This window comes from Mucilaginibacter lutimaris, assembly GCF_042676625.1.
GTDB classification, from domain to species: Bacteria; Bacteroidota; Bacteroidia; order Sphingobacteriales; family Sphingobacteriaceae; genus Mucilaginibacter; species Mucilaginibacter lutimaris.
Genome location: NZ_JBHTIA010000009.1, coordinates 172,618 through 193,851 on the forward strand (window position 1 = coordinate 172,618; position 21,234 = coordinate 193,851).

Annotated in this window: 19 protein-coding genes; 4 read left to right on the forward strand and 15 right to left on the reverse strand. The window is 43.6% G+C overall.

Annotated elements, in window-relative coordinates:
* A complete protein-coding gene (locus ACFQZI_RS13415) occupies nucleotides 1-588 on the forward strand; it encodes a non-canonical purine NTP diphosphatase (protein ID WP_377143236.1) in 588 nt (195 codons plus the stop codon).
* On the opposite strand, the gene ACFQZI_RS13420 is transcribed toward ACFQZI_RS13415, so the two are convergent.
* Nucleotides 578-3,283 carry an OstA-like protein gene (locus ACFQZI_RS13420; RefSeq protein WP_377143237.1) on the reverse strand — a complete coding sequence of 902 codons (2,706 nt, stop codon included), beginning with the start codon at nucleotides 3,281-3,283 and terminating at the stop codon, nucleotides 578-580. The two genes, ACFQZI_RS13415 and ACFQZI_RS13420, sit on opposite strands and share 11 nt — an antisense overlap.
* Nucleotides 3,284-3,334: 51 nt before the next feature.
* Here ACFQZI_RS13420 and tilS point away from each other — a divergent pair, with 51 nt between their 5' ends.
* A complete protein-coding gene (gene tilS / locus ACFQZI_RS13425; RefSeq protein WP_377143239.1) occupies nucleotides 3,335-4,669 on the forward strand; it encodes a tRNA lysidine(34) synthetase TilS in 1,335 nt (444 codons plus the stop codon).
* A complete protein-coding gene (locus ACFQZI_RS13430; RefSeq protein WP_377143241.1) occupies nucleotides 4,666-5,151 on the forward strand; it encodes a hypothetical protein in 486 nt (161 codons plus the stop codon). The genes tilS and ACFQZI_RS13430 overlap by 4 nt, the downstream gene beginning before the upstream one ends.
* 73 nt (nucleotides 5,152-5,224) lie before the next feature.
* Here the strand turns inward: ACFQZI_RS13430 and ACFQZI_RS13435 are convergent, their stop codons facing one another.
* The 13 genes from ACFQZI_RS13435 to ACFQZI_RS13495 all read right to left on the reverse strand — a co-directional run bounded on the left by ACFQZI_RS13435 (nucleotide 5,225) and on the right by ACFQZI_RS13495 (nucleotide 18,636).
* Complete coding sequence (locus tag ACFQZI_RS13435; RefSeq protein WP_377143242.1) at nucleotides 5,225-6,838, reverse strand: gliding motility protein RemB; 1,614 nt, start codon at nucleotides 6,836-6,838, stop codon at nucleotides 5,225-5,227.
* A gap of 12 nt (nucleotides 6,839-6,850) precedes the next feature.
* Nucleotides 6,851-7,987, reverse strand: coding sequence for a GDP-mannose 4,6-dehydratase (gmd, locus tag ACFQZI_RS13440; RefSeq protein ID WP_377143244.1), 1,137 nt, complete (start codon nucleotides 7,985-7,987; stop codon nucleotides 6,851-6,853).
* 334 nt (nucleotides 7,988-8,321) lie between these two features.
* Nucleotides 8,322-8,642 (reverse strand): DUF7677 family protein, encoded by a 321-nt coding sequence (locus tag ACFQZI_RS13445; protein ID WP_377143246.1) that lies wholly within the window; start codon nucleotides 8,640-8,642, stop codon nucleotides 8,322-8,324.
* A 98-nt stretch (nucleotides 8,643-8,740) separates the two neighbouring features.
* The gene (locus ACFQZI_RS13450) at nucleotides 8,741-9,304 is read right to left on the reverse strand and encodes a DUF3109 family protein (RefSeq protein WP_377143247.1); all 564 of its coding nucleotides are present in this window, start codon (nucleotides 9,302-9,304) and stop codon (nucleotides 8,741-8,743) included.
* Nucleotides 9,305-9,312: 8 nt separating this feature from the next.
* The gene (locus ACFQZI_RS13455; protein ID WP_377143249.1) at nucleotides 9,313-10,092 is read right to left on the reverse strand and encodes a DUF3108 domain-containing protein; all 780 of its coding nucleotides are present in this window, start codon (nucleotides 10,090-10,092) and stop codon (nucleotides 9,313-9,315) included.
* A gap of 34 nt (nucleotides 10,093-10,126) precedes the next feature.
* Entirely contained in the window at nucleotides 10,127-10,642 is a 516-nt protein-coding gene (locus ACFQZI_RS13460) for a DUF2480 family protein (protein ID WP_377143250.1), read from the reverse strand.
* A gap of 140 nt (nucleotides 10,643-10,782) precedes the next feature.
* A complete protein-coding gene (locus ACFQZI_RS13465; protein WP_377143252.1) occupies nucleotides 10,783-12,891 on the reverse strand; it encodes a peptidylprolyl isomerase in 2,109 nt (702 codons plus the stop codon).
* Between the two features lie 100 nt (nucleotides 12,892-12,991).
* Complete coding sequence (lptC, locus tag ACFQZI_RS13470; RefSeq protein ID WP_377143254.1) at nucleotides 12,992-13,567, reverse strand: LPS export ABC transporter periplasmic protein LptC; 576 nt, start codon at nucleotides 13,565-13,567, stop codon at nucleotides 12,992-12,994.
* A gap of 15 nt (nucleotides 13,568-13,582) precedes the next feature.
* On the reverse strand, nucleotides 13,583-14,908 hold the full coding sequence (locus tag ACFQZI_RS13475; RefSeq protein WP_377143256.1) for a hypothetical protein: 1,326 nt from the start codon (nucleotides 14,906-14,908) through the stop codon (nucleotides 13,583-13,585).
* Entirely contained in the window at nucleotides 14,901-15,644 is a 744-nt protein-coding gene (locus ACFQZI_RS13480) for a type III pantothenate kinase (RefSeq protein WP_377143258.1), read from the reverse strand. The genes ACFQZI_RS13475 and ACFQZI_RS13480 overlap by 8 nt, the downstream gene beginning before the upstream one ends.
* Nucleotides 15,645-16,337 (reverse strand): phosphoribosylformylglycinamidine synthase subunit PurQ, encoded by a 693-nt coding sequence (gene purQ / locus ACFQZI_RS13485; RefSeq protein ID WP_377143260.1) that lies wholly within the window; start codon nucleotides 16,335-16,337, stop codon nucleotides 15,645-15,647.
* Between the two features lie 45 nt (nucleotides 16,338-16,382).
* Nucleotides 16,383-17,369, reverse strand: a complete 987-nt coding sequence (locus tag ACFQZI_RS13490; protein ID WP_377143262.1) for a DUF6427 family protein — start codon at nucleotides 17,367-17,369, stop codon at nucleotides 16,383-16,385.
* A 280-nt stretch (nucleotides 17,370-17,649) separates the two neighbouring features.
* Nucleotides 17,650-18,636: a glycosyltransferase family protein gene (locus ACFQZI_RS13495; protein ID WP_377143263.1), complete on the reverse strand. Its 987-nt coding sequence runs from the start codon at nucleotides 18,634-18,636 to the stop codon at nucleotides 17,650-17,652.
* Between the two features lie 190 nt (nucleotides 18,637-18,826).
* On the opposite strand from ACFQZI_RS13495, the gene ACFQZI_RS13500 reads away from it, so the two are divergent.
* Nucleotides 18,827-19,744 (forward strand): hypothetical protein, encoded by a 918-nt coding sequence (locus tag ACFQZI_RS13500; protein WP_377143265.1) that lies wholly within the window; start codon nucleotides 18,827-18,829, stop codon nucleotides 19,742-19,744.
* Between the two features lie 23 nt (nucleotides 19,745-19,767).
* Here ACFQZI_RS13500 and ACFQZI_RS13505 read toward each other — a convergent pair whose 3' ends face one another.
* Nucleotides 19,768-20,622, reverse strand: coding sequence for a UDP-2,3-diacylglucosamine diphosphatase (locus ACFQZI_RS13505; RefSeq protein WP_377143267.1), 855 nt, complete (start codon nucleotides 20,620-20,622; stop codon nucleotides 19,768-19,770).
* Nucleotides 20,623-21,234: the final 612 nt, after the last annotated feature.

Below are 21,234 nucleotides of genomic sequence, written 5' to 3' on the forward strand. Positions count from 1 at the left end.
ATGCAGCAATTAGTATTTGCTACCAATAACGCCCACAAACTTGAAGAGGTACAGGCCAAAGTTGGCGACCATTTTAAAATAGTTAGCCTTGATGATATTGGCTGCCACGATGATATTGAAGAAACCGGCTTAACCTTTAATGAGAATGCATCCATTAAAAGCCGTTACATCTACCAAAAATATAACCTTAATTGTTTTGGTGATGATAGCGGTCTGGAGATAGCGGCGCTTAATAACGAGCCAGGCATATATTCGGCACGTTATGCCGGTAAACATGGCGACCATGAGGCCAACATCGACAAAGTGTTGAATAACCTTAAGAATGAAACAAACCGTAAGGCACGTTTCCGTACAGTAATATCCCTGATGTGGAACGGGGAGGAACACTTTTTTGATGGCATTGTAAATGGCACTATCCGCTACGAGCGTTGCGGTGCCGCAGGCTTTGGTTACGACCCCATCTTTCAACCCGATGGTTACGATATTACCTTTGCAGAAATGACTATGGATAAAAAAAACCGCATCAGCCATCGTGGCCGCGCGGTTGATCTGCTTATTAGTTTCTTAAATGCTCAAACTACGGCTTAGCAGCTGTAGAATCCTTTTTTGTTTTAAGCGTTGAAGAAGGCTTATTAAGGGTATCTGCTACTGCTTTAACAGGCGCTGGTGTAACCGCTGTTTTATCTTGCTTTGGGTTATTAGCACCAGGTTTTATTACCGGCTTTGATTTTACTGCGGTACTATCTGCTTTTGTACCGGCAGGCGCTTTAATAACCTGAGATTTTACGCCCGCGGTATCCTTGCCTGCTTTTAAGCCTGCGGGTACAGTCAATTTGTTTTGCAACGAATCTTTCGCGGCTTTTTCTCCAGGCTTAAGCGGCTTGCCCTTATTGGCATCGGCTGCTTTTTTATCGGCTGCAGCTTTGGCCCTTGCTATTTTGCGGTTGTATGATGGGATGATGGATTCCTTAGATACAGGTCGTTCCTTGGGTTTCCAGATAAAGCCTTTCAAGATCTTATCTTCCTCGGTGAATTTAGCTAAAGGCCCGTAACGATGCTCGGGTTTAGAGATAAAGAAGATATTATTGGCGCTGTTATTTTTAAAGTAGATGCGCATTTTGCTGGCTAACGATCGCTGCATACCATCTACCCTTTTAGAACTATCGCGGCTATAGGCAATGCTCTCGGCATTGCCAACAATGTACATCCTGTCTAATTTACCTTCTTTAAAAAAGCCTTTCATGCGCTTGGCTGCTACCTGGTTAAAGTTGGTAGAATCACCTTTCTCAATGTTCACGATAAACGACTTAGGGAACAGGTTCAGGTTATCCATCTTCTTGTTCTTCATCTGCATAGTGATGGTATCCCCGGATAGCTGCGAACCCTGGGTCCATATCAACGGTTCTACATAGCAGCGCAAAGTAGAGTCGGCATAACTGTAAAACATCGAATCGGCCTTGGCCTGTAGGTCAGATTTAAATAGCTTGGCGCCGTGGTAAGCCTTAATGATACGTACCCTTGCCGTATCGCTTAGTGTAATGGGCGGGGTATAAAATATAGGGTCTTTATCTACATTGCTGGTGTCGGCGGGTCTTGCATTAGCGGCATTTGGCAAAGCAGCGAATGCCCCTTTATCGCCTTGTTGGGAGGCCTTATCACCCGATGTGCCGAAAGCGCCCCTATCAGCCTTACTACGTGCTGTTGTCGGTGCAGGTTCAGCCGCCTGTTTTACTGGCTGGCCTTTGGCTTTTGCCGGTAATGTTAGTGCAATATCCCTTGGCGGGAACTTATAATTGGCAAAGAAATCCTTATGCAAATAAGCGGTATCGCGCGTAAAGCGTGGGGCGCTTAAGGTTAAAAACTTATCATTCTTTTTTTGCACCGCGTTAGGCGTTTTTTTTGCCTTTGCAGATGTATCACGAATGGTTGACAGGCGCTGTTTCTCCTGCATTATTTTTAAATCTTTATAGGTAAGTATCTGTGTTTCCAGCGTGTCGGCAGATATGTAGATCGAATCGCGCTTCACCTTTTTTTCGGGCTGTGTAACCTTTGCAACCGTATCTTTTTGCGCCATAGGGAATGCCGAAAGGCCGGCCCCCTTTGCCGGGGTATTACCTTTAAAGGGTTTAACACCCGGTGCGTTTACCTTGGTAGCAATAATGGTGCTGGCAGCCTTAACCGCATTTGGGTTAGCCTTTGCAATTTTAGTTAAGCTATCGGTTAGTGCCTGTACAGGTACACCTCCGCTATTAACAGGAATGGTATTAGGTGGCGCTTGTTTTTTTACAGCCAAAGCATCCGCCTTTTTTATCACAACGGGTGATTTTATTGCCGTAGGGTTGGCCGTTTTTACGCCGGGCTTAGTTATAGGCACAGTATCCTTTCGTGTCGAATCCTTTTCCTCAGTAACAATAATTACATAAGGGTCTTGGGTAACAACAGTACGTTCTCCCTGCTTGTAATAAGTAGCAAGGTCGCCTTTGAGGGTAATATTTTGTTCCCGGTCATGAAACGTTACTCGTTTAACCGCGCGTCCATAGCCCTTTAATTTGTCGTAAAATAAGCTATCTCCCTTTAATGTTTTGGTGCCTTGCTTATACAGGTTCTTCTTGCCAAAAAATGCCTGCTCGGTTTGGGTATTGTAAAGGCCGTTCTCGGTGTAAAGGGTGTCTTTTTTATCCTTGGTGTCGTAAATATTGGTAGGGCCGTAAAAATAAGCTATGCGGCTGCCGGTATTGTAACGTAAGGTATCTGTTTTAATTAAAGCATCGGGCGTAACCAATACCACATTATAGCGAAAATAAGAATCGCGCGAGAAGGCGAAATAGTAACCATTCTTACTGGTGAGCGTATTGTCTTTGTTAACCAGTTTACCGCCGCCGGTGTAAGTACCTATGCGTGTAGCGGTGTTGTAAGTAAGGTAATTAGTTGTAAGGGTGGCATCCCTGTCAATTAGTTTTACATTATCGGTAAGTATGGCAATTTTGGTGTTACCATTATAATTTAGCTTGTCCGAATAGATGTTAAGTGTATCGCCTTGGGTAATGTGTACATGGTTAAAAGCATCAAAAGCATTATCGGCAACGTAAAAATATGCACTGTCTGACCGCATGATGGAGTAATCCTGCTGAAAAACACCCTGGTAAACCTTAAGTACATTTTTGCCGTTAAGCTGTATGACCTGGCTGCTTTTTGATTGTATGAGCTTAACAATCGACTTTTTTTGAGCCGACGCCGTTATTGCCAGGAAGATAAACAATGTACTGAAAATGTATTTTATCACGATAGCAAAATTAGTTTTTTGCGGGGGTTATTAAATTAATAATTTTGATGTATGCTTCCTGTTAAACGCTTTGTTGATTTTATTGAACAAAACAGCCTGTTTAAACCTTCCGATACTATACTGGCTGCGGTAAGCGGGGGCATGGATTCGGTATTGATGGCACATTTGTTAAAGGCCGCCGGTTACAACTTTAGCATAGCTCACTGCAATTTTATGCTACGTGGCGCCGATGCCGATGCCGACCAGGAATTTACCAGCCGGCTTGCGCAACAACTGGATGTGCCATTCCACACTATAAATTTTAATACTCAACAATACGTCAATACTAATAAAGTTTCTATCCAAATGGCCGCACGCGAGCTGCGGTATAATTGGTTCGCTCAAATCAGTAAGTCAGGCGGTTACAATGCCGTGGCCCTTGCACATCATCAGAACGATACTATCGAAACAATATTGTTAAACCTTACACGCGGTACAGGTATAGCCGGGCTGCATGGTATTTTGCCAAAAAACGGCCAATTGGCGCGCCCCCTGCTTTTCCTTACGCGTCACGAGATAAAGACTATCATCACCGCCGAAGGTTTAAAATATGTAGAGGATGCCTCAAACGCTTCTACCAAATATGCCCGTAACAAAATAAGGCACCTGGTAGTCCCATTGTTAAAAGAATTGAACCCGAATCTGGAAGCTACGTTCGGGAACAACCTGCGCAACTTTAAAGACCTGGAAATTTTGCTGAACAACAAAGTTACCGAACTGAAAGGGGATTTACTTGTGCAGCACGGGGAAGAGGTGCACATCGCTATTGATAAGGTAAAGCAACTATCGCCACAACGCTTATTGCTTTTTAAACTGCTGCAACCGTTTGGGTTTATAGAAACTGTGGTAGATGACCTGATAACCGCTTTAGGCAAACATGCAGGCAGGGTATTTGAAAGCCCGGGCTTTGTTTTGGTGGTAGATAGGGAGCAACTCATCATCAGCGCTAAAAATGATGGTACCAATGCGGAGGTGAGCATAGATCAAAATGATGCGCATGTACTTTTTGGCAACTATAAGCTTACACTACTGCATGATGACAGCGCGTTAATAGTTAAGAACAACTCTTTAGCAGTATCTGTGGATGCGGAATTGCTAAAATTTCCGTTAACTATACGTGCCTGGCAGCAGGGAGATGCCTTTTACCCGCTGGGGATGAAAACGAGGCAAAAGCTGAGCGATTTTTTCATTCATCAAAAGGTGCCGCTGCATCAAAAGGCCGGTGTACCGGTGTTGATTAACGGCAATGGCGACATTATCTGGATAGGCGGCTACCGGCCCGACGAAAGGTATAAAGTAAACGATAACACTAAAAAAGTTACTATATTCGAGCTGTTTAAATTATGAGCGATAAATCAGTATTTGTAGAAAAACAGTACCTGGGCAGGGAGTGGATACCCATCACCATCCGCCTGGTTTTGGCTTTATTTTGTTTTGCCGCCTACTTTTTTACTGATGAACGCGAACGCAACGGCGACCTGCTTGCCATTGTTGGGTTTGTAATTATTATTATCTCCATTATAATGGGGTTTCTGCTGCACTTCAGCACCAGGGTTATCAATAAAAGTATTTTGCTTGATGGCTTGTGGAGCACCCGACGGGTTAAGATAGACTTGAACAGTATTGTTAAGGTAGAGAAGGGCACCTACAGCCGCTACCTTTTTAACAACCCGGTTTACAACCTGCACACCAAGGGCACCATCCGATTCTATGCCGCTGGCAATGATGCCATCCATTTAACAGATCGCGATGGTTTGGTGTACATCATCGGTTCGCAGCACGCCAACGAATTTTTGCGTGCGATAAAAGGCGAAATGAAGTCGGTTTAAAGTTGATAAAAGTCGTTAAAAAACAGGAAGGCCCCGAAATCTCGGGGCCTTCCTTATGCGATTTGAATTTTCTTTAATGGGTTTTGTAACTCGCGAGATCCGTGTAGATCTGGCGGAATGAACTGCGAACGCCAAAGGTGATCATGCTGGTTTTGTCGTTAAAGTCGCTGTTCTTTTCGGTGCGGTAAATGCCGCCAAGCTCCAGCCTTAAATTATATTTAGGGTTAAGCACGTAGCCAACTTTGCCTTGCAGGTAAACCATATTGGTTTTTAAACCCTGACCAATAGAATTGCCGTAAAGCGCAAACGGCTGGGTATAGTGTTTAAAAATGTCTTTACCGTAGTTAAGGTTGTTGATATCCAAACCATAGCGGCCATAGTCAACCTCGCCCATAATATCGAAGCGTTTATAGGAGTAATTTAGCAGGCCAACCACCTCGCGGAAATTTGCTCCCCATGGATGCGCTAACGATTCGCTGTTGGCGGAGTAGTTAAGGATGCTGGAACGTTCTGAATAGGTGTAAGGCTTAACCGTATTGGCCTCTACCAGGTAGTTAAGGTTGTTTACACCAAAAAGGTTTGCCCCGCGTATGCCTAACTGCCAGCCATATTTGTTACGCGAGCTGCCTTTATTCGAGAAAAATTCACTTGCAGAAAACTCGTCAAGCGAAAACTGGCCGTAAGCTGTTACTCCGTCAGTTAATTTATACTTGCTTGTAAGGCCGATCAAAGCGTTATCGGGCGAGCCGCCCGCTGCTTCTACCGGCCTTAAAAATATAACAGGGTTAATGTAGCTAAAATCGAAGCCGCGCGAGTGGCCTGCATCATCAGTACCTGCCCATATTACCGAATCGAAAAAACCAAACGACAACCGGTTACTCACATTCCAGTCTAAATAATGGAATACGCCAAATTTATTACGATCGATGCGCCTGTCGCTGGTGCCGGCCGGGTCAGTAAAATAGGCCCACATAGCCATGTATTTAACATTGCCAAGGTTGGCGGTTAATTTAAAGAAAGGGTATGGCGACGCATAATCTGACAACAGCAGCGAGCGGTAGCCATCGCCGATAAAAGTTTTATCTCGCCCGGCGCTGATGTTAAGGTACTTAGATGGTGTATAAGATGCAACAGCGGTAATATAATCCCATGCGTATGCATTTTGTTTGTTATTGAAACTACCGGCATAAGCCATGCCCGGCACTATACCTACCTGCCTGATATAGGTAGAAAGGTAATCGGGCACTTCGGCACGATTTAAATAGCCTGATACATTGTAGTAAAACTTTTTACCAACGGTACCACCAAATTGCATTCCTATTGAACTTAGGTAGGTATTGCGTTTTTGGGAAAAATCGCGGCCGATGTTAAAATCGGGCAGCAGATCTGCGTAGAAGGTAGCACTTTGACTCTTAACATCAATCAGATGTTCGTTAAAAAGCTTGCGGTATAAAATATTGGTTGAGCCGTTATTGCCATAGTTCATGATAGAATCGTAGCGGCGCATCAGCAACGAATCATCTACAAAAAACGGCTTAATTGCGGTGTGCAAGCGGGTTTTGGTAGAATAGGCATCAGCATTAAACTTCTGATAAAAATCGTAAGAGTAGGGCTGGTATACCGATTGCGAACGGGCTATACCCACGGTAATCAGTAATAGCGTAATGCTGATAAAAATTCTCTTCATGTTTTGCGTTTACTATTCGAAATAGTTTTGTGTATTAAAGCCGCCTTTTTTTATGTGCTCGTCTTTTTTGGCAAGGTGCAGGTCTGATGTTACCATATCGGTTACCAGTGCCTGCAAGTCATAACTTGGTTCCCAGCCTAATTGTTTTTTGGCTTTAGATGGGTCGCCTATCAGCAGGTCAACCTCGGTAGGCCTAAAATATTTAGGATCTACTTTTACAATGGTTTGGCCAAACTTTAAACCATCGGGGTTTAAGCCCAGGCTTTCAACCTTTTGCTGGTCTAAATCAATAATTACCCCGCGTTCGTTCTCATCCTTCCCGCTAAATTCAATCTCGATACCCAATTCTCCGAAAGCCATTTTAATAAATTCGCGCACGGTAGTGGTAACACCTGTTGCTATTACATAGTCTTCAGCCTTGTCCTGCTGCAACATTAACCACATGGCGGCAATATAGTCTTTCGCGTGGCCCCAGTCGCGTTGGGCGCTTAAATTGCCTATGTACAGGCAATCCTGCAGGCCTAGGCCAATTTTGGCAACAGCACGTGTAATTTTACGGGTAACAAAAGTTTCGCCGCGTATCGGGCTTTCGTGGTTAAATAAAATACCGTTGCAGGCATACATGCCGTATGCTTCGCGATAGTTAACAATTATCCAGTAACCGTAAAGTTTAGCCACCGCATAAGGCGAGCGCGGGTAAAAGGGAGTTGTTTCGCTTTGCGGCACATGCTGTACTAAACCATACAGTTCTGATGTTGATGCCTGGTATATACGTGTTTTTTTGGTGAAGCCTAACAAACGTACGGCTTCTAATATGCGCAGTACGCCAAGGCCATCGGCATTAGCGGTGTATTCCGGCGAATCAAAGCTTACCTTAACGTGGCTTTGAGCGCCAAGGTTGTAGATCTCATCGGGTTGTATCTCTTGTATCAGCCTGGTAAGGTTCATGGCGTCGGTAAGGTCGCCGTAGTGCAGCTTTAGCCTGGCGCCGCTTTCATGCGGGTCGTGGTAAAGGTGGTCTATCCTGTCAGTATTAAAAGATGACGACCTGCGTTTTATACCGTGTACCTCGTATCCTTTTTTCAGTAAAAACTCAGCTAAATATGCGCCGTCTTGTCCGGTAATACCCGTTATTAAAGCCTTTTTCATTAATAGATAATATAAAATGCAATATTATTTAAATTAATTGTAAAAGATGGCATTGGGCAGGCGACAAATAGTTGATGCCCTCGCGGAGTTTACTCACCCCGCGGCACTACGTGCGCGACCCTCTCTGCTTCGCAAAGAGGGTGAGAAAAAAGAAGGAAAGTTTTCCCTCTTTCCACGCAGCGAAGAGAGGGGTTGGCCGAGCAAAGCAACGACGGGGTAAGTAGACGAAGCGCTGAGCGATCTATGAATGAGTGCGGTTTCAAAGAGGTAAACACCGAGTCGTTGAAAAATCGTTTAGATATAACCAGAATACTTTCTTACTTAATTATTCGATTTAGACTTGATCTTTCAATGGCGGTGGTTCATGTAGGGCGATTTCCCAATCCTCGTATGGAGGGTCGACTTTAAATGAAGGATCGCAGTATGCGCGCAGATAGTCAGTTGCCCTTTTTTCAGCATATTTTGCATTTAGTACCTTTCCATTATTATCTAATTCAATCACATTGGCAAAAATGGCATATACCTGCTCAATAGCACTTGGTTCGTTACCGTATAAGGAAATATAATCTATACCTTTAAGTGTATATTGACTCCCGCTTGCCATAAAGTAAGCAAATGTTCTGAGCGCCCCGCTAAAAGAATTACTTAGTTTCATAGCAGTAAACCTACGTTTTGATTGTCTGATTAACCTTAAATATTTTATCGTTTTTATCAATACACACACCTATAGTATACAGAACAACGGATTAAAAATTATATCCCCGCTACCGTATCTTCCAAGTCGCGGTACCACTCTTCGCCATATTTGCGGATGAGGGGACCTTTCAAAAACTCATGTACTTTTACCTGCAGTTCGTCGCCAAATGAACATGCGGGGCTGCAAATGCTCCAGCGGTCGTAATTTAGCACATCAAACTCGGGGTAGGCGGTAATGCGGATAGGGTACAGGTGGCACGATATAGGTTTTTGCCAGTCTACCGCACCTTCTTCGTAAGCCTTTTCAATAGCGCATTTGGTGATACCGTTTTCCCATGTTACGTAAGCGCACTCTTTATTGGTATCTACACATGGTGTGGTATAGTCACCCTCAAAATCGGTAACGTGGGTGCCCTCGCGCTCAATAGTTGCAATACCCTTGGCTGTCATGTAGGGTTTTACCTTGGGGTAGATGTCGGCCAGGATCTGTAATTCGTCGTGGTTTAGCGGCGCGCCCGAGTCTCCTTCAAGGCAGCATGCACCTTTGCACTTGTTTAAATTGCAAACAAAATTGTTTTTAATTACATCTTCGTGCAGTAACACGCTTCCAACTTCAATCATCTTTTTATTTATTTTTTTACCGGGTTTAGCGGGTATTTTAAACCGCTTGCCTGACTAAGGTCCATCACCAAACTACCTACAATAAGTTCTACGTGTGCCTTAACGGGTATGCGGTTCTTATCGTCAGTGATCCACAAATATAGCATACTGTTTTTCCTGAATATACGGCCCGGTATAATTGTGGGGTTAAACTTTAAACAGTTAAAGGTGCCCAGCCCGCATTTTACCTGTTCTTTACCCAGGTAGGTAATGGTTAGCGAGTGGATGCCATCTTCCAAAAAATAACGCAGCTCAAGCTTTTCGCCTATCTTAAGGTGCGATACATCTATGTTGCGCGCAAAGTAATAGCACGATAAAAAGTCGAACACATTACCCTTAAACGGAAACTGCCCCTTATCTGCTGTAATAATTTCTTTCTCCCTGTCAAAAGTTACCTTATCGCTATGCCGGTATTTAGATTCCTGCCTGTTCTCTGAATAGTAATAGGGAAGCAGCGTTACAGGATCTATATAGGAGTGGTATTCATTTTTGGTTTTAAACAGCAGGTTAAATGTACCCAGCGTACGGGCATTGGCATTTATATGCAAGGCCGGGTGGCCATCAAACTTCAGCGGACTATTCTCAACCTTTATTACAGCCTCGGCAGCGCTAAAGAAACCATACTTAAGTTTATAGGTTATTTGCTCACCTGCTTTAAAGGCAACCTCTTTGGTTTTTGTGGCCTCGTCCTGGCTAAAAGCATGGGTAAAGACGGTGAGAAGTATAAGGACTAAATAGTATTTCTTCATTTGGTTGATATAGACGCAATTACCGTACTACGGTTTAATCCCTGCGTTTATAAATGGGTACAGTTGAGCATGGCTCGCCAAACATCAGGCTTTTGGCAACCGGCGTAAGCCTTTGCGTTAACTCTACATAAGCAGATACCGGTACGGGCACATCGCCGCAGCCTTTTATCACTACACGCTGGTCGCGGTATTGCTCTACATCAATAGCTGCTACTTCTTTTACAAATAGCACGGTTTCTAATACATCGGCATCGCCAAAAACAACCTCGCGTGCGTAAGGTGCCAAACGGTTTGCCAGCAGCATATATGCCCATGCCGGTACTATCGCATCGGCCGTGCAGGTAACCGCAACGTTTTTACCCTCGTATTGCGCCCAGTCGTGCGTTTTTACAAACTCACGAAAATCTTTCTCACGCAGCATGAGGCCATGAAAGAGGTTATCCTTAATATCATACACCACACGCTCGCCGGGGGCATAAAACTGGGCAGGGTCTAAAGTAACCAGGCCGCTTTGCGCAACTTTATTAATGATGTTTTCCTGTATTTCCATGACGTGATCAATTTGTGATTTATTGAATGAGCGATTTATTGAATGCCTATTAAGCCCTCAATATACAACTCGCTATTAAATAAAAAATCCGGCAGCAACTATAACGTTGGTGCCGGATGCAAAATTACTTTAAATTTTTCTTAGAAGAACTTAGCTCTGTTATCTTTTACATTCGCCTTATCTTTCAGCGCATCAAGCACCTGGCCTTGCGAGCGTTGAGCAATAGCCTGGCCTAACTGAGTTTTCTCGCGAACGTTGTTGGTAAGCGGTGCAGGGTTGGTAAAGCTATCTAAAGAGATAACGTAAACACCTTGCTGGCCTTCGATAGGTTTTGACACCTTGTTTGGCTGCGAACCAAATACAGTACCTACAACTTTATACTCGGCTGATGAGCCAGGAATAACCGGGTTAGCAAATACTATGTTTTGTAATGGTACAACCGTGCTGCCTGCTTTTTGTGCAACCTGCTCTATGGTTGAAGCGCCATTTAAAGCTGCGTTAAATTTATCAGAAAGTTGTTTGCCTTTAACCGCGATGCGAACCATTGGCTCAATTTGTTTTTTAACAGCATCTAAAGGTAAAGTACCAGCCGGTTTAATAACCGATACACGTGCAACAACGTATTGATCGCCTACGGCAAAAACCTGGTCAGAGAATGTGCCTTTTTCTGATTTGAAAGCCCATTTAACAACCTCGCGCGCGTTCTCTAAACCTAATACTGTAGCTGCGTTACCGCTTACATCCTCGGCATTTTTAATAGCAAGGCCTGCTTTTTTAGCCTGCGCATCAAAATTATCGCCGTTTAACGAGCTTAAGAAAGACTGTGCTTTGCTGTAAACCGCGTTTTGTGTTTTGCTGCTTGGTGCCAACGGTTTATCAACCATGGCAACTTTAACTACTTTAGACGAGCCTTTTTGTTCCTGTATTTGTATAAGGGCAACACCAAACTGGCCGTTTACAATTTTTAGATCTCCGGTTTTGCCGTTAAATAAAGCATCTTCTAAAGCAGGGGGCAATGCTCCACGGCCCATAGTACCCATATCGCCACCTTTATCGCCCGATGCTTTATCGGCAGAGAAATTTTTAGCAAGTTCGGCAAACGGTTTACCACCGGCAATTAACTTTTTAAGAGAGTCTGCTTTAGCCATTGCTTTGTCAACACCGCCTTCGGCAGCCGGGTTTAAAATGATGCTTCTTGCTTTTACAGAATCGGGGCTGATGCGTGCATCAACCAGTTTAGCTATTTTGTAGCTGCCGTTAGACAGGTAAGGGCCGTATGTAAAGCCTTTTTCGGCACCAAACATGATCGAATCAAGTTTAGGCTCTAACTGGCCTTTTTTCTGATAAGCAAGTTGTGATTTTGTTTCAGAATTGATCTGTACAAAAAGCGAATCGTTTGCTGTTGTTTTAAACTCAGGTAATATTTTTTCTATCTGGGTTTTTACAGCCGCGGTATCATCTTTTGAAGGCGCAGCGTTAAAGCTTACATATTCGAAGCTGCGAAGCTCGTTAGCGTTTTTAAACTCGTTTTTGTGCTCGTTGTAATAATCACTGTAATCGTTATCGGTTAATTTAACGTTAGCATCCGGTATCGAAGTATAGTCGAGTACAGTGTATTTAAAGTTAGCTAACTTGTTTTTTGCAAGGTAATCGTCCTGTGCGTCAAGCGAGTTCACGTAAAGGCCGTTGGTAACCAACGTCATGTATTTTTGCTGTAGTTTAGCGGTTTGTAAGTTTATAACAAAATCGGTCCATGCATCCAATTGCGCTTTATCGGCCTTTGGCGATTGCAGGTAAGTTAAGAACTGGTTAAGCTTAGCCGGGTCAAACTGGCCCTTATCATCAACAAACTGCCGTTGTATTTGCGGGTCGGGGTTGTTGCCGCTTATCATGGCCTGACGCTCGTCGCTGCCAACAATAAGGCCTAAACGGCTTATTTCTTTGTTAAGCAACTTTTCTGTTAAGAATTGGTTCCAGGTGGTTTCCTGTATGTAGCTGTTGATTTGCGGTGTTAGGCTTTGGCCGCCGCTTTGTTGTTTAAACTGTTGTGTTGATTGCTCTAACCTGGCATTGAAATCCTGATAAGCGATCTTCTCGCCGTTTACTTCACCTACAGTGGTTGCATCGCCCCTGAAAAAAGAACTGCCCGAACGCACTACTTCTTCGGCAATAAAGCCTAAAAGCGCTACACCAATCACAATTGCGAGAATTGTTCCCATTCGCTCCCGCAAAAAACCCATTATGCCCATATAATTTTTCTATGTTTTATAATTCTCAAAAAGAGGCGCAAGATACAATTTTTACTAAAATTCTATAACACAAAATTTTGTGAAAATTGTATAACGCAATTTATTGCGCCAGGTTACCATCAACATGGATAATGGCGGTAGCGTTTTGAAAGATAGGGTTCTTTAACTTATCGTCGCTTTCAAAGCTGGTTCCCTCCATTTGGTCGCCATCAGGCTTGGTCATTAAGACTTTTTTATTGGAGTAGGTCTTTTTCTTCATCTGGTCCCAAATCAGCTCCTCCGATTTATACGTGGTGCCATCGGCGCGTGTGGCAACCACATTTTTGCGGAACACGATAAGGTCTTTCTCTTTATAATAATAGCCGGTATCGGCAACAATGTTACCATCCTGTTTCAGATCGGCATTATAAAAAACCACCTTAACGTGATTAGGCATTATATAATGAGGATTTTCTTTGGTAGCGTATTCTATAAGCAGTGGGGCTGTAAGCTGTGCCTTTACAAAGCCCGAATCGCTTAATATCATATTAACCTTTGTGGTGCGTTGTATAGGTTTGGTAGCGTCTGCAGCGGCTATGGCCTTTACTTTGTTTATATCGTTTTCGCAGGCACTCAAAAGCAGGGCTAAAAAAACAGCCGGTAAATAAATGCTCAGTTGTTTAAGCCTGCTTTGCATTGCGATTTTTGAAGATTAATCGAACCTGTATTTCTGGAACCACTTATCGTTAAGCGTGAACGACAGGTGCACGTTGATGTAGTTTTCTTTCACCAAACTGTTAACGAGTGTGCCGCGTTTACCAACCTCTGCACCAATATTTACCTTGTAAAAGGTAGATGTGGTGTTAGACCTTAGTGGTAAACCAACGCCAAATGTGGCAGCGTAGCGTTTTATATCCGTATTGTTTACCTTAAGGTACGTTTGGTCGTATACAAAGCCCAGGCGGTAATCAACTGCTGCAAAATAATTTGAAAGGGAGTTGATGTTAGGCGTAAACTGGCCGCCTATGTTAAATGTGCGGCTATCTTTAAGATCTTTATTAACACCGGCAACAGTTAGTTTAGACCAGTTGCTCATGGTATAATCTGCACCTATTAAATATTTACCCTGGTTTTGGAATGCTATACCAAAACGGTTGATCATTGGTAGCTGTATTTTGGCAGATGGCTGCTGGGTGTTTATCAAACTATCGGTAGCTACGGCCTCGTCGCCGTTGGCATTACGGTAGTAGCTGCTAACAATGTAGCTGTTTGTTGTATTTAACTTGGTATTTGCCGATGCCGAGTAACCAATGGTTAATCGTTTCTTTTCAGAGAAATCTATCCCGTACTGGATACCGAAATCGTAATTGAAACCTTTAATACTGTTGCTTTCCTCGATACGTGAGTTCAAGGTTCCGGGCAGGGTAGGTACTTCGGTAGACTGGCTTTCTTTAAGATTACCAAATATGTATGAGGCGCTTGCACCAATAGATAAATGCTTGCCTATGCCAAAGCCGTAACCTAAATAAAACCTTGATAAACCGCCGTTACCATCATACAGGTAATTTACAGCATTGGTATCTGCGGCAGAGCCTGTACCAAAATTTGGGGTAATCTGCCTGTAGCTGTAACCCAGCTCACTGTATGGCATTAAGCCGAATGTAACAGCAGAGCGTTTTGACACCGGGATACCAAAAGCAATATGGCTTAACCTGAAATTCGCGTTGTTTTGCGATGTTTGGCCCGTTTTTTCAAGCGTGTTAAATTTGCCGTATAAACCAATATCAATTACGGTTAAACCAATGTTGGCGTTTGATGCCGGGTTAAGGGGGTTCACCGAAAAGAAACCGTTAATAGTGTTGGTTGCAACGCCTATGCCACCCATAGCGGTATTTTGGGGTAACAGCATGGGGTTAATATCGCCTAAGCCGTAGCGCGAATATGGCGAACTGGTAGTTGCAGTAGATTGCGCCTTTACGCCAAGTGCCGTCGCGGTAAATAAGAACAATATTATCAGGAACCTTATTTGTTTAGTCATTATGCTTTTGTATCGCTGCGTTTAATCCTTTAAGAACCAGGTAAGGCTCAATTTTAATATAGGGGGCAAAGATGCTATTTTTCAATAGAGTATCAAAAAAAATACTGTCGCCCCCGCTTAGTATAATGTTGTACTCTTGTGTTGTTTTTACGTACTCGTTTATGAAACCCTGCAGCTCATATTTAACCCCGTTTTGCACCCCCGATCTAATGGCCGATATGGTATCATCGCCATAGGCGGCGGAAAAATCTTCATCCGGCTTTACCAGTGGCAGGGCCGCGGTGTAGTGGTTAACGGCTTTATAACGCATATTTAATCCCGGTGATATACTGCCGCCAAAATAATTTGCCTGGTCGTCAACAAAATCATAAGTAATGCAGGTGCCCCCGCTTATAATAATATTGTTGGTATTTGGGAATAAATAGTTGGCCCCAATTACCGCCGCAAACCTGTCGGCACCAAGAGTTTTAGGGGATCTGTACCGGTTATTTATACCCGCCGTTATGCTGCTGTTAAATTGTACTACGCTAAAGCCACCTTCAAGCTGCGTTTGCCAGGGTTGTTTATCTGTTTTTACTGATGATATTATAACCCCGTTAATCTCGTATTCGCTTAAAAAGCCGTTAATATCCTGGCTGGTTGGTTGCTGGTACTGTTCTACTTTAAGCAGGTCGCTGTTTTCAAAAACGGCCACTTTGGTAAAAGTGTTGCCAATATCAATAACCAGGTTTGGCATTTACGCTCTTGCCAGTGATAATATCGATTCAAAAATGGCCAGGCCATCCTCGTTGCCTACCAGGCTTTCAGACGCGCGCTCGGGGTGTGGCATAAAGCCAAACACGTTGCGGCCGGCATTGGTTACACCTGCAATGTTTTCTATAGAACCGTTAGGGTTGCTGTCGTCGGTAATGTTACCCGCTTCGTCGCAGTAGCGGAAAAGCACCTGGTCGTTATCATTTATCGCTTTAATAACATCAGCATCGGCAAAATAATTACCCTCTCCATGGGCTAAAGGTATTTTTAATGCGCGCTGTGGATCTATAAGCTGCGTAACCAGCGAGTTTGCGGTTTGTGCTTTCATATGGATGTTGCGGCAAATAAACTTGCGGTTTTTGTTGTGCAGCAATGCACCCGGTAAAAGGCCTGCCTCGGTCAGTATCTGAAAGCCGTTGCAAATACCCATCACCCTGCCGCCTTTGGCTGCAAACTGAATAACCTCCTGCATAATAGGCGAGAAGCGGGCAATAGCGCCCGAACGCAGGTAATCGCCAAAGGAGAAGCCTCCCGGCAAAACAATAAACTCAGCACCTTGCAAATCGTGGTCTTTATGCCACAAACGCACCACCTGCTGGCCCATTACATTTTGAAGAACGTGGATGATATCCTCATCGCAATTTGAGCCGGGGAAAATTACTACACCAAATTTCATGGTACAAAACTAATATAACCTATGAAATTTGAACGAATGTAAAAGTTAAAAAGTGTTAAACTGAAAATATATGATGCTGATAAGCAGCAATAAATACAAACTTTCGTACATCCACTTTACATTAGCGGTAATAAAATAGTACGAAAAAAACACCGCCGCGGGTACAGCGCACAGTAAAAAGTGGTTTATGTTAAATTGTGTTTTTACGTAGAACGAACCTGCACCAATTAAAAATATAGCAAACAACAACTGGAATGATTTACGCACCTGCACGTAGCTTTTATAATAGTTTTGCTGTAGTTTAAAAAAATACAACACCAAAATAAGCAGTACAGGCACCAGCACCAGGTAGTTATAATACTTAATATTAATGCTGTTTGGGAACTTGGTGCCCAGCGGGGCCCATATATGGTAAAAGCTACCCAGTTTATTGTTGAGGTAATAAAATACCGCGAAGAAGAAGAAGACCGTAGCGTACCCCAAAATGCCTGAGATCCATTCGCGCCAGTTAACGGGTTTAAATATGATGAGCGCTATCCAGATAGATAAGAAGAGGTAAATGTATGGCAGGTAAATAATAGAGCCCGCGGCCACTATCATCCCCAGGTCGTAAGCGGTAGATTTGGCATCGTCGCTTTTGTAAAAACTAAATAGTTTAAAAAGCATCCAAATTACCAAAAAGTTGCAAATAAGCGGCGCGCTCAACGTCATGAACGGGGTGAACAACGCGGTGAGCGTAACATACATCAACGCCGGTAAAAAGGTAGACCGACCCAACAGGTTGTAATAGTTAACCAGGTAGTTTAGCAGTAAGGCCTGCCCCAACACGATCACCCCTGCAAGGAAAACGTTAGCCACCGGTGAAAACGCATACTCGTACGAAGCGGGGATAAGCAGGCGCGCGAATGGCTCCACAAAAATAAATTGGAGTTTATCGGGCGCTTCGGCAACATAGCCTATTCGCAGCACAAATATTAAAATGGCCAGCCATAATACGTTAAGTGGGTTAAATACCTTAAAAATACTGATCATACCGGTTGGCTATTGGCTGCAAAATTAGTAGAAAAATTTAGAGTTTGGGCGTATTTACTCACCCGGTCATTGCTTCGCTCGACCACCCTCTCTTCGCTGCGCGCAAAGAGGGTAAAGCTTTTACCACCCTCTCCTTTGGAGAGGGCCGGGGTGAGGCTTCCCACCCGCTTTGCGAAGCAGAGAGGGCCGACCAGCGTAGCGTAGTCGGGGGTGAGTTCAGTGGAATTACAAGGCCCTGACTTTTATAATCTTGTCTCTTGATTCTAATGTCTTGTATCTTTTATTTCCTCGCGTACTTTTTTACCATCTCATCCACTATCCTCGCGGTCTCATCGGGGAAATCAACTACTATGCGGCGGTCGTCGGCAAGCCAGTTGTTAATGCGTTGTACAAAATCGTGACCGATGGTGTGTACTACCTCAACCCCCAGTTTGGATGCCGATAGGGCATTGCATTGCTGCTCGTACTGGCCGCGCATGGGTATCATCAAAACCTTTTTACCCAAAAACAACGCCTCCGCAGGGCCTTCAAAACCGCCACCTGTAAGCAAGCCGGCGCAGCTTGCAAGGCTGGTATTAAACGCCTCGTTGTTTACCGGGAACACCTGTACATTGCCTTCGCGGTAAGCTATTTTGGTGCGCTTGCTAAAAATTTGCCACTCGGCGTTAGTCCCTTTTAAATGTTTTATAAGCGTTTTGTCGCTGTAGGCAGGCAGGTAAACCGTGTAGTGACCCAGGTTGCTGGTCACCATTTGGCGTATGTCGCTTCGGATAACCGGGGTATGGATAAAATCGTCGTACCGCTCAAAATGGAAACCGATGTGGTGCGTGGTGGGCGAGTAATATTTAAAAAGCCATTCGGCGTAGTTCCACTTTTTCGGCCTCGGCGTTTTTTGAGATACAAAAGAGCATTGGTGACTTAACGATACCGACGGCACCTTTTGCAGGCGACAGGCCCAGGCGCTAACAGGTTCAAAATCGTTGATGATGAGGTCGTATTGTTCTAGCGGGATGCTATGCATATCCTTCCAGAGCTGGCGCAGGTTCATGATCTTGAAGGTGGCCCAGTTATCAACCCCACCATTTTTACCGAACACAAAACTAAAGCCATGAAAACGGTATTTAAGCGGCTGCGAAAGGCTTACCTCAGCTTCGGTGCCGCTCACCAGCAGGTCCACCTCGCCATATTGCTGCAACAGGGGAACAATTTCGCGGGCGCGACTAATGTGGCCATTCCCTGTACCCTGTATACCGAACAATATTTTCATACGCGTAGAATTGCGGGCAATTTAGTAAAGAAATGTTTATGGAAGATTATTAAATGATGAAATGGGAGTGAAAGACGTTTTTCGGGATTAATATACTTTGGTGATAACAGCTGCCACGAAAATATGGCAAAAAGTTAATAGGTTTTAAGCGCCTAAATCGTACAACAATATTTATTACATTGCGTATGTAATGCCTACTCACGAACTTAAAAAATGTCAAAACTGCGGTGGCGGGCTTGTGCCCGCCTCTGGCACCGACCTTCGGTGCGCATATTGCGGGACTCTTTACACAGCATCTGAATTAGAAGTACCTGTTTCGGTGGAATCTGTTGAACAGCCCCAATCTACCGTTAGAGTAACTAAGGATGATAACGAGCAGTTAAAGAAAGGTTGTGCGTTTGCTTTCCTTTTTGGGGCAATTATATTGGCGATTTGCGCCGAAACCAATGAATCGACCCACTGGGCTGAAGGTTTATTTGTTTCAAACCCTACCTTGAGCGAAGTGAATATTACAGATAGCTCAAAATTACAGCAAAACCCTGTAGAAATGGAGGTGGAAGATAAGTTTGAAAATGCAAGAGTTGTATTAACAGATGAAGATAAGGCCGCATTAAGAAAATTAGCTTCAATTGAAGTGGATGTTGCCAACTTTAGAAAATTATATCGAAAAACACGAAAAGAAAAGGGGGATGTATTTAACTATTTATTTGATAAAAGTTCGCCACGAGATGATTATTCTGAAGGAGTGTATCTTTACATCAGTAAATCCGACTCCTATAACTTCCTTAAGTTACAGCTTACACATGGCGCCGATAAATGGATATTTACGGAGAACGTAACTTTCAACGCTGATGGTAAAAAAATCAATCTTCAAATGAAATTTTCACAAGAGCGGGTTAAACGTAAGGACTGGGAGGACTGCGACTATAATGTGAGGGATGAGGATTTGCCAGTGCTGATCGGCTTGGCCGGTGCAAAATCAGCCACCATAACATTCAACGGGAAAAATGGTACCTACACCATTAATATCACACCAACACAGCAATCGGCATTTAGAAAAATGCTGCAAATATATAAAGGACTGTTGCTTGGTTATGATAAGGATTGAAAGCCAATTATTTGATTCGGCACCTAATGCGCTTCCTGTTTAAACCTCTCCAATAAGCTGCGTACATCAAGTTTGGCGTTGAGGTCTTCGGCATCGGTGATGTCGTCTTCGTCGTGGTCTTGTTTAAAGTCTTCGGGTTGGTATTTGAAAATGGTCCAGTCGTTATTGTGATACTCAAGGGCGGTAAGGCTTTCTACCCAGTCGCCGCTGTTAAGGTACAGTACCGAGCCGGTTTGTTCGGTAGATTGTATGGTGCGGATCTCGGCGTGGTGGATGTGCCCACAAATAACATAGCTGTAAGCTTTTTGTACGGCAAGGTCGGCAGCGGTTTGCTCAAACTGGTTAATGAACTTTACCGCGTCTTTAAACTTAGCTTTTATTTTTTGGGAGAAACTCATTTTTTCGCGGCCCATGGCTGTCAGGAACCAGTTGGTGAGGCTATTGATTAGTATGAGTGTATCATAACCAACGGCGCCGAGTTTGGCCAGCCATTTGGAGTGCTGCATGGTAACATCAAACACATCGCCATGAAAGATCCAAGCCTTTTTACCGTCGATATTGAGCACTATTTTATCGAGCAGTTGAAAAGTGCCCAGGTTAAAATCGGTGAATTTACGCAGCATTTCGTCGTGGTTGCCGGTAAGGTAATATACAGGCACGCCCTCGGTAACAAATTTAAGGATGCGGCGCACCACCTTCATGTGTGCCTCGGGCCAGTAAGATTTGCTGAATTGCCAGATATCGATGATATCCCCGTTGAGGATAAGCATTTTGGGTTTGATACTTTTAAGATATTTGAGGAGTTCTTTGGCGTGGCAGCCATACGTGCCTAAATGCACATCTGATATTATAACTATATCTACTTCGCGTTTTGCCATCAAAACTTAGGGGGCTAATGTAAATAGCCGTTAATTAATAAACGCTGGCAGGTTGGCTGGCGGGGGCTTATTCCTCGTCGTCGTCTTCGTTAACCTTAAGTTCGTAAGGGCTTAGATAGAATGCACCAAGCAATACCAGTAATCCTATTACAAACAAGTAAGTAAATTCAAAATTCATCTTTCCTTATTTTTACAAATATCAAGTAATCAAATTATTATAGTGTTAAGACTTTGTTAAATGTAAAAGGTTACGCTAAATAAAAAATAATTTGAGAACAGGGTATATAAGCCGGAATTGGCCATTTGATGAGGTTAAGTTACCATTGTAACATGAAAACGATGTGAAAATAGAGTTGTATTTAAAAAGAGATCATCCGGACTTGGTTCTAATTGCTTAAGGAAATATCCGGAAGATGTGGTGTCAAAACAGTGGCAGTAGTTTTAACTTTAAATAGCTAATAATTAGCTATTTGTATAAAATATACCTGCTTGTGCAAACGTGAACGTGAACATTTTCGGATTTTACTCACCCCGCGGCACTTCGTGCGCGACCCTCTCTCCACTGCGTGGAAAGAGAGTAAGGAAGGTTTATTAGAAATCGCTTCTATTCCT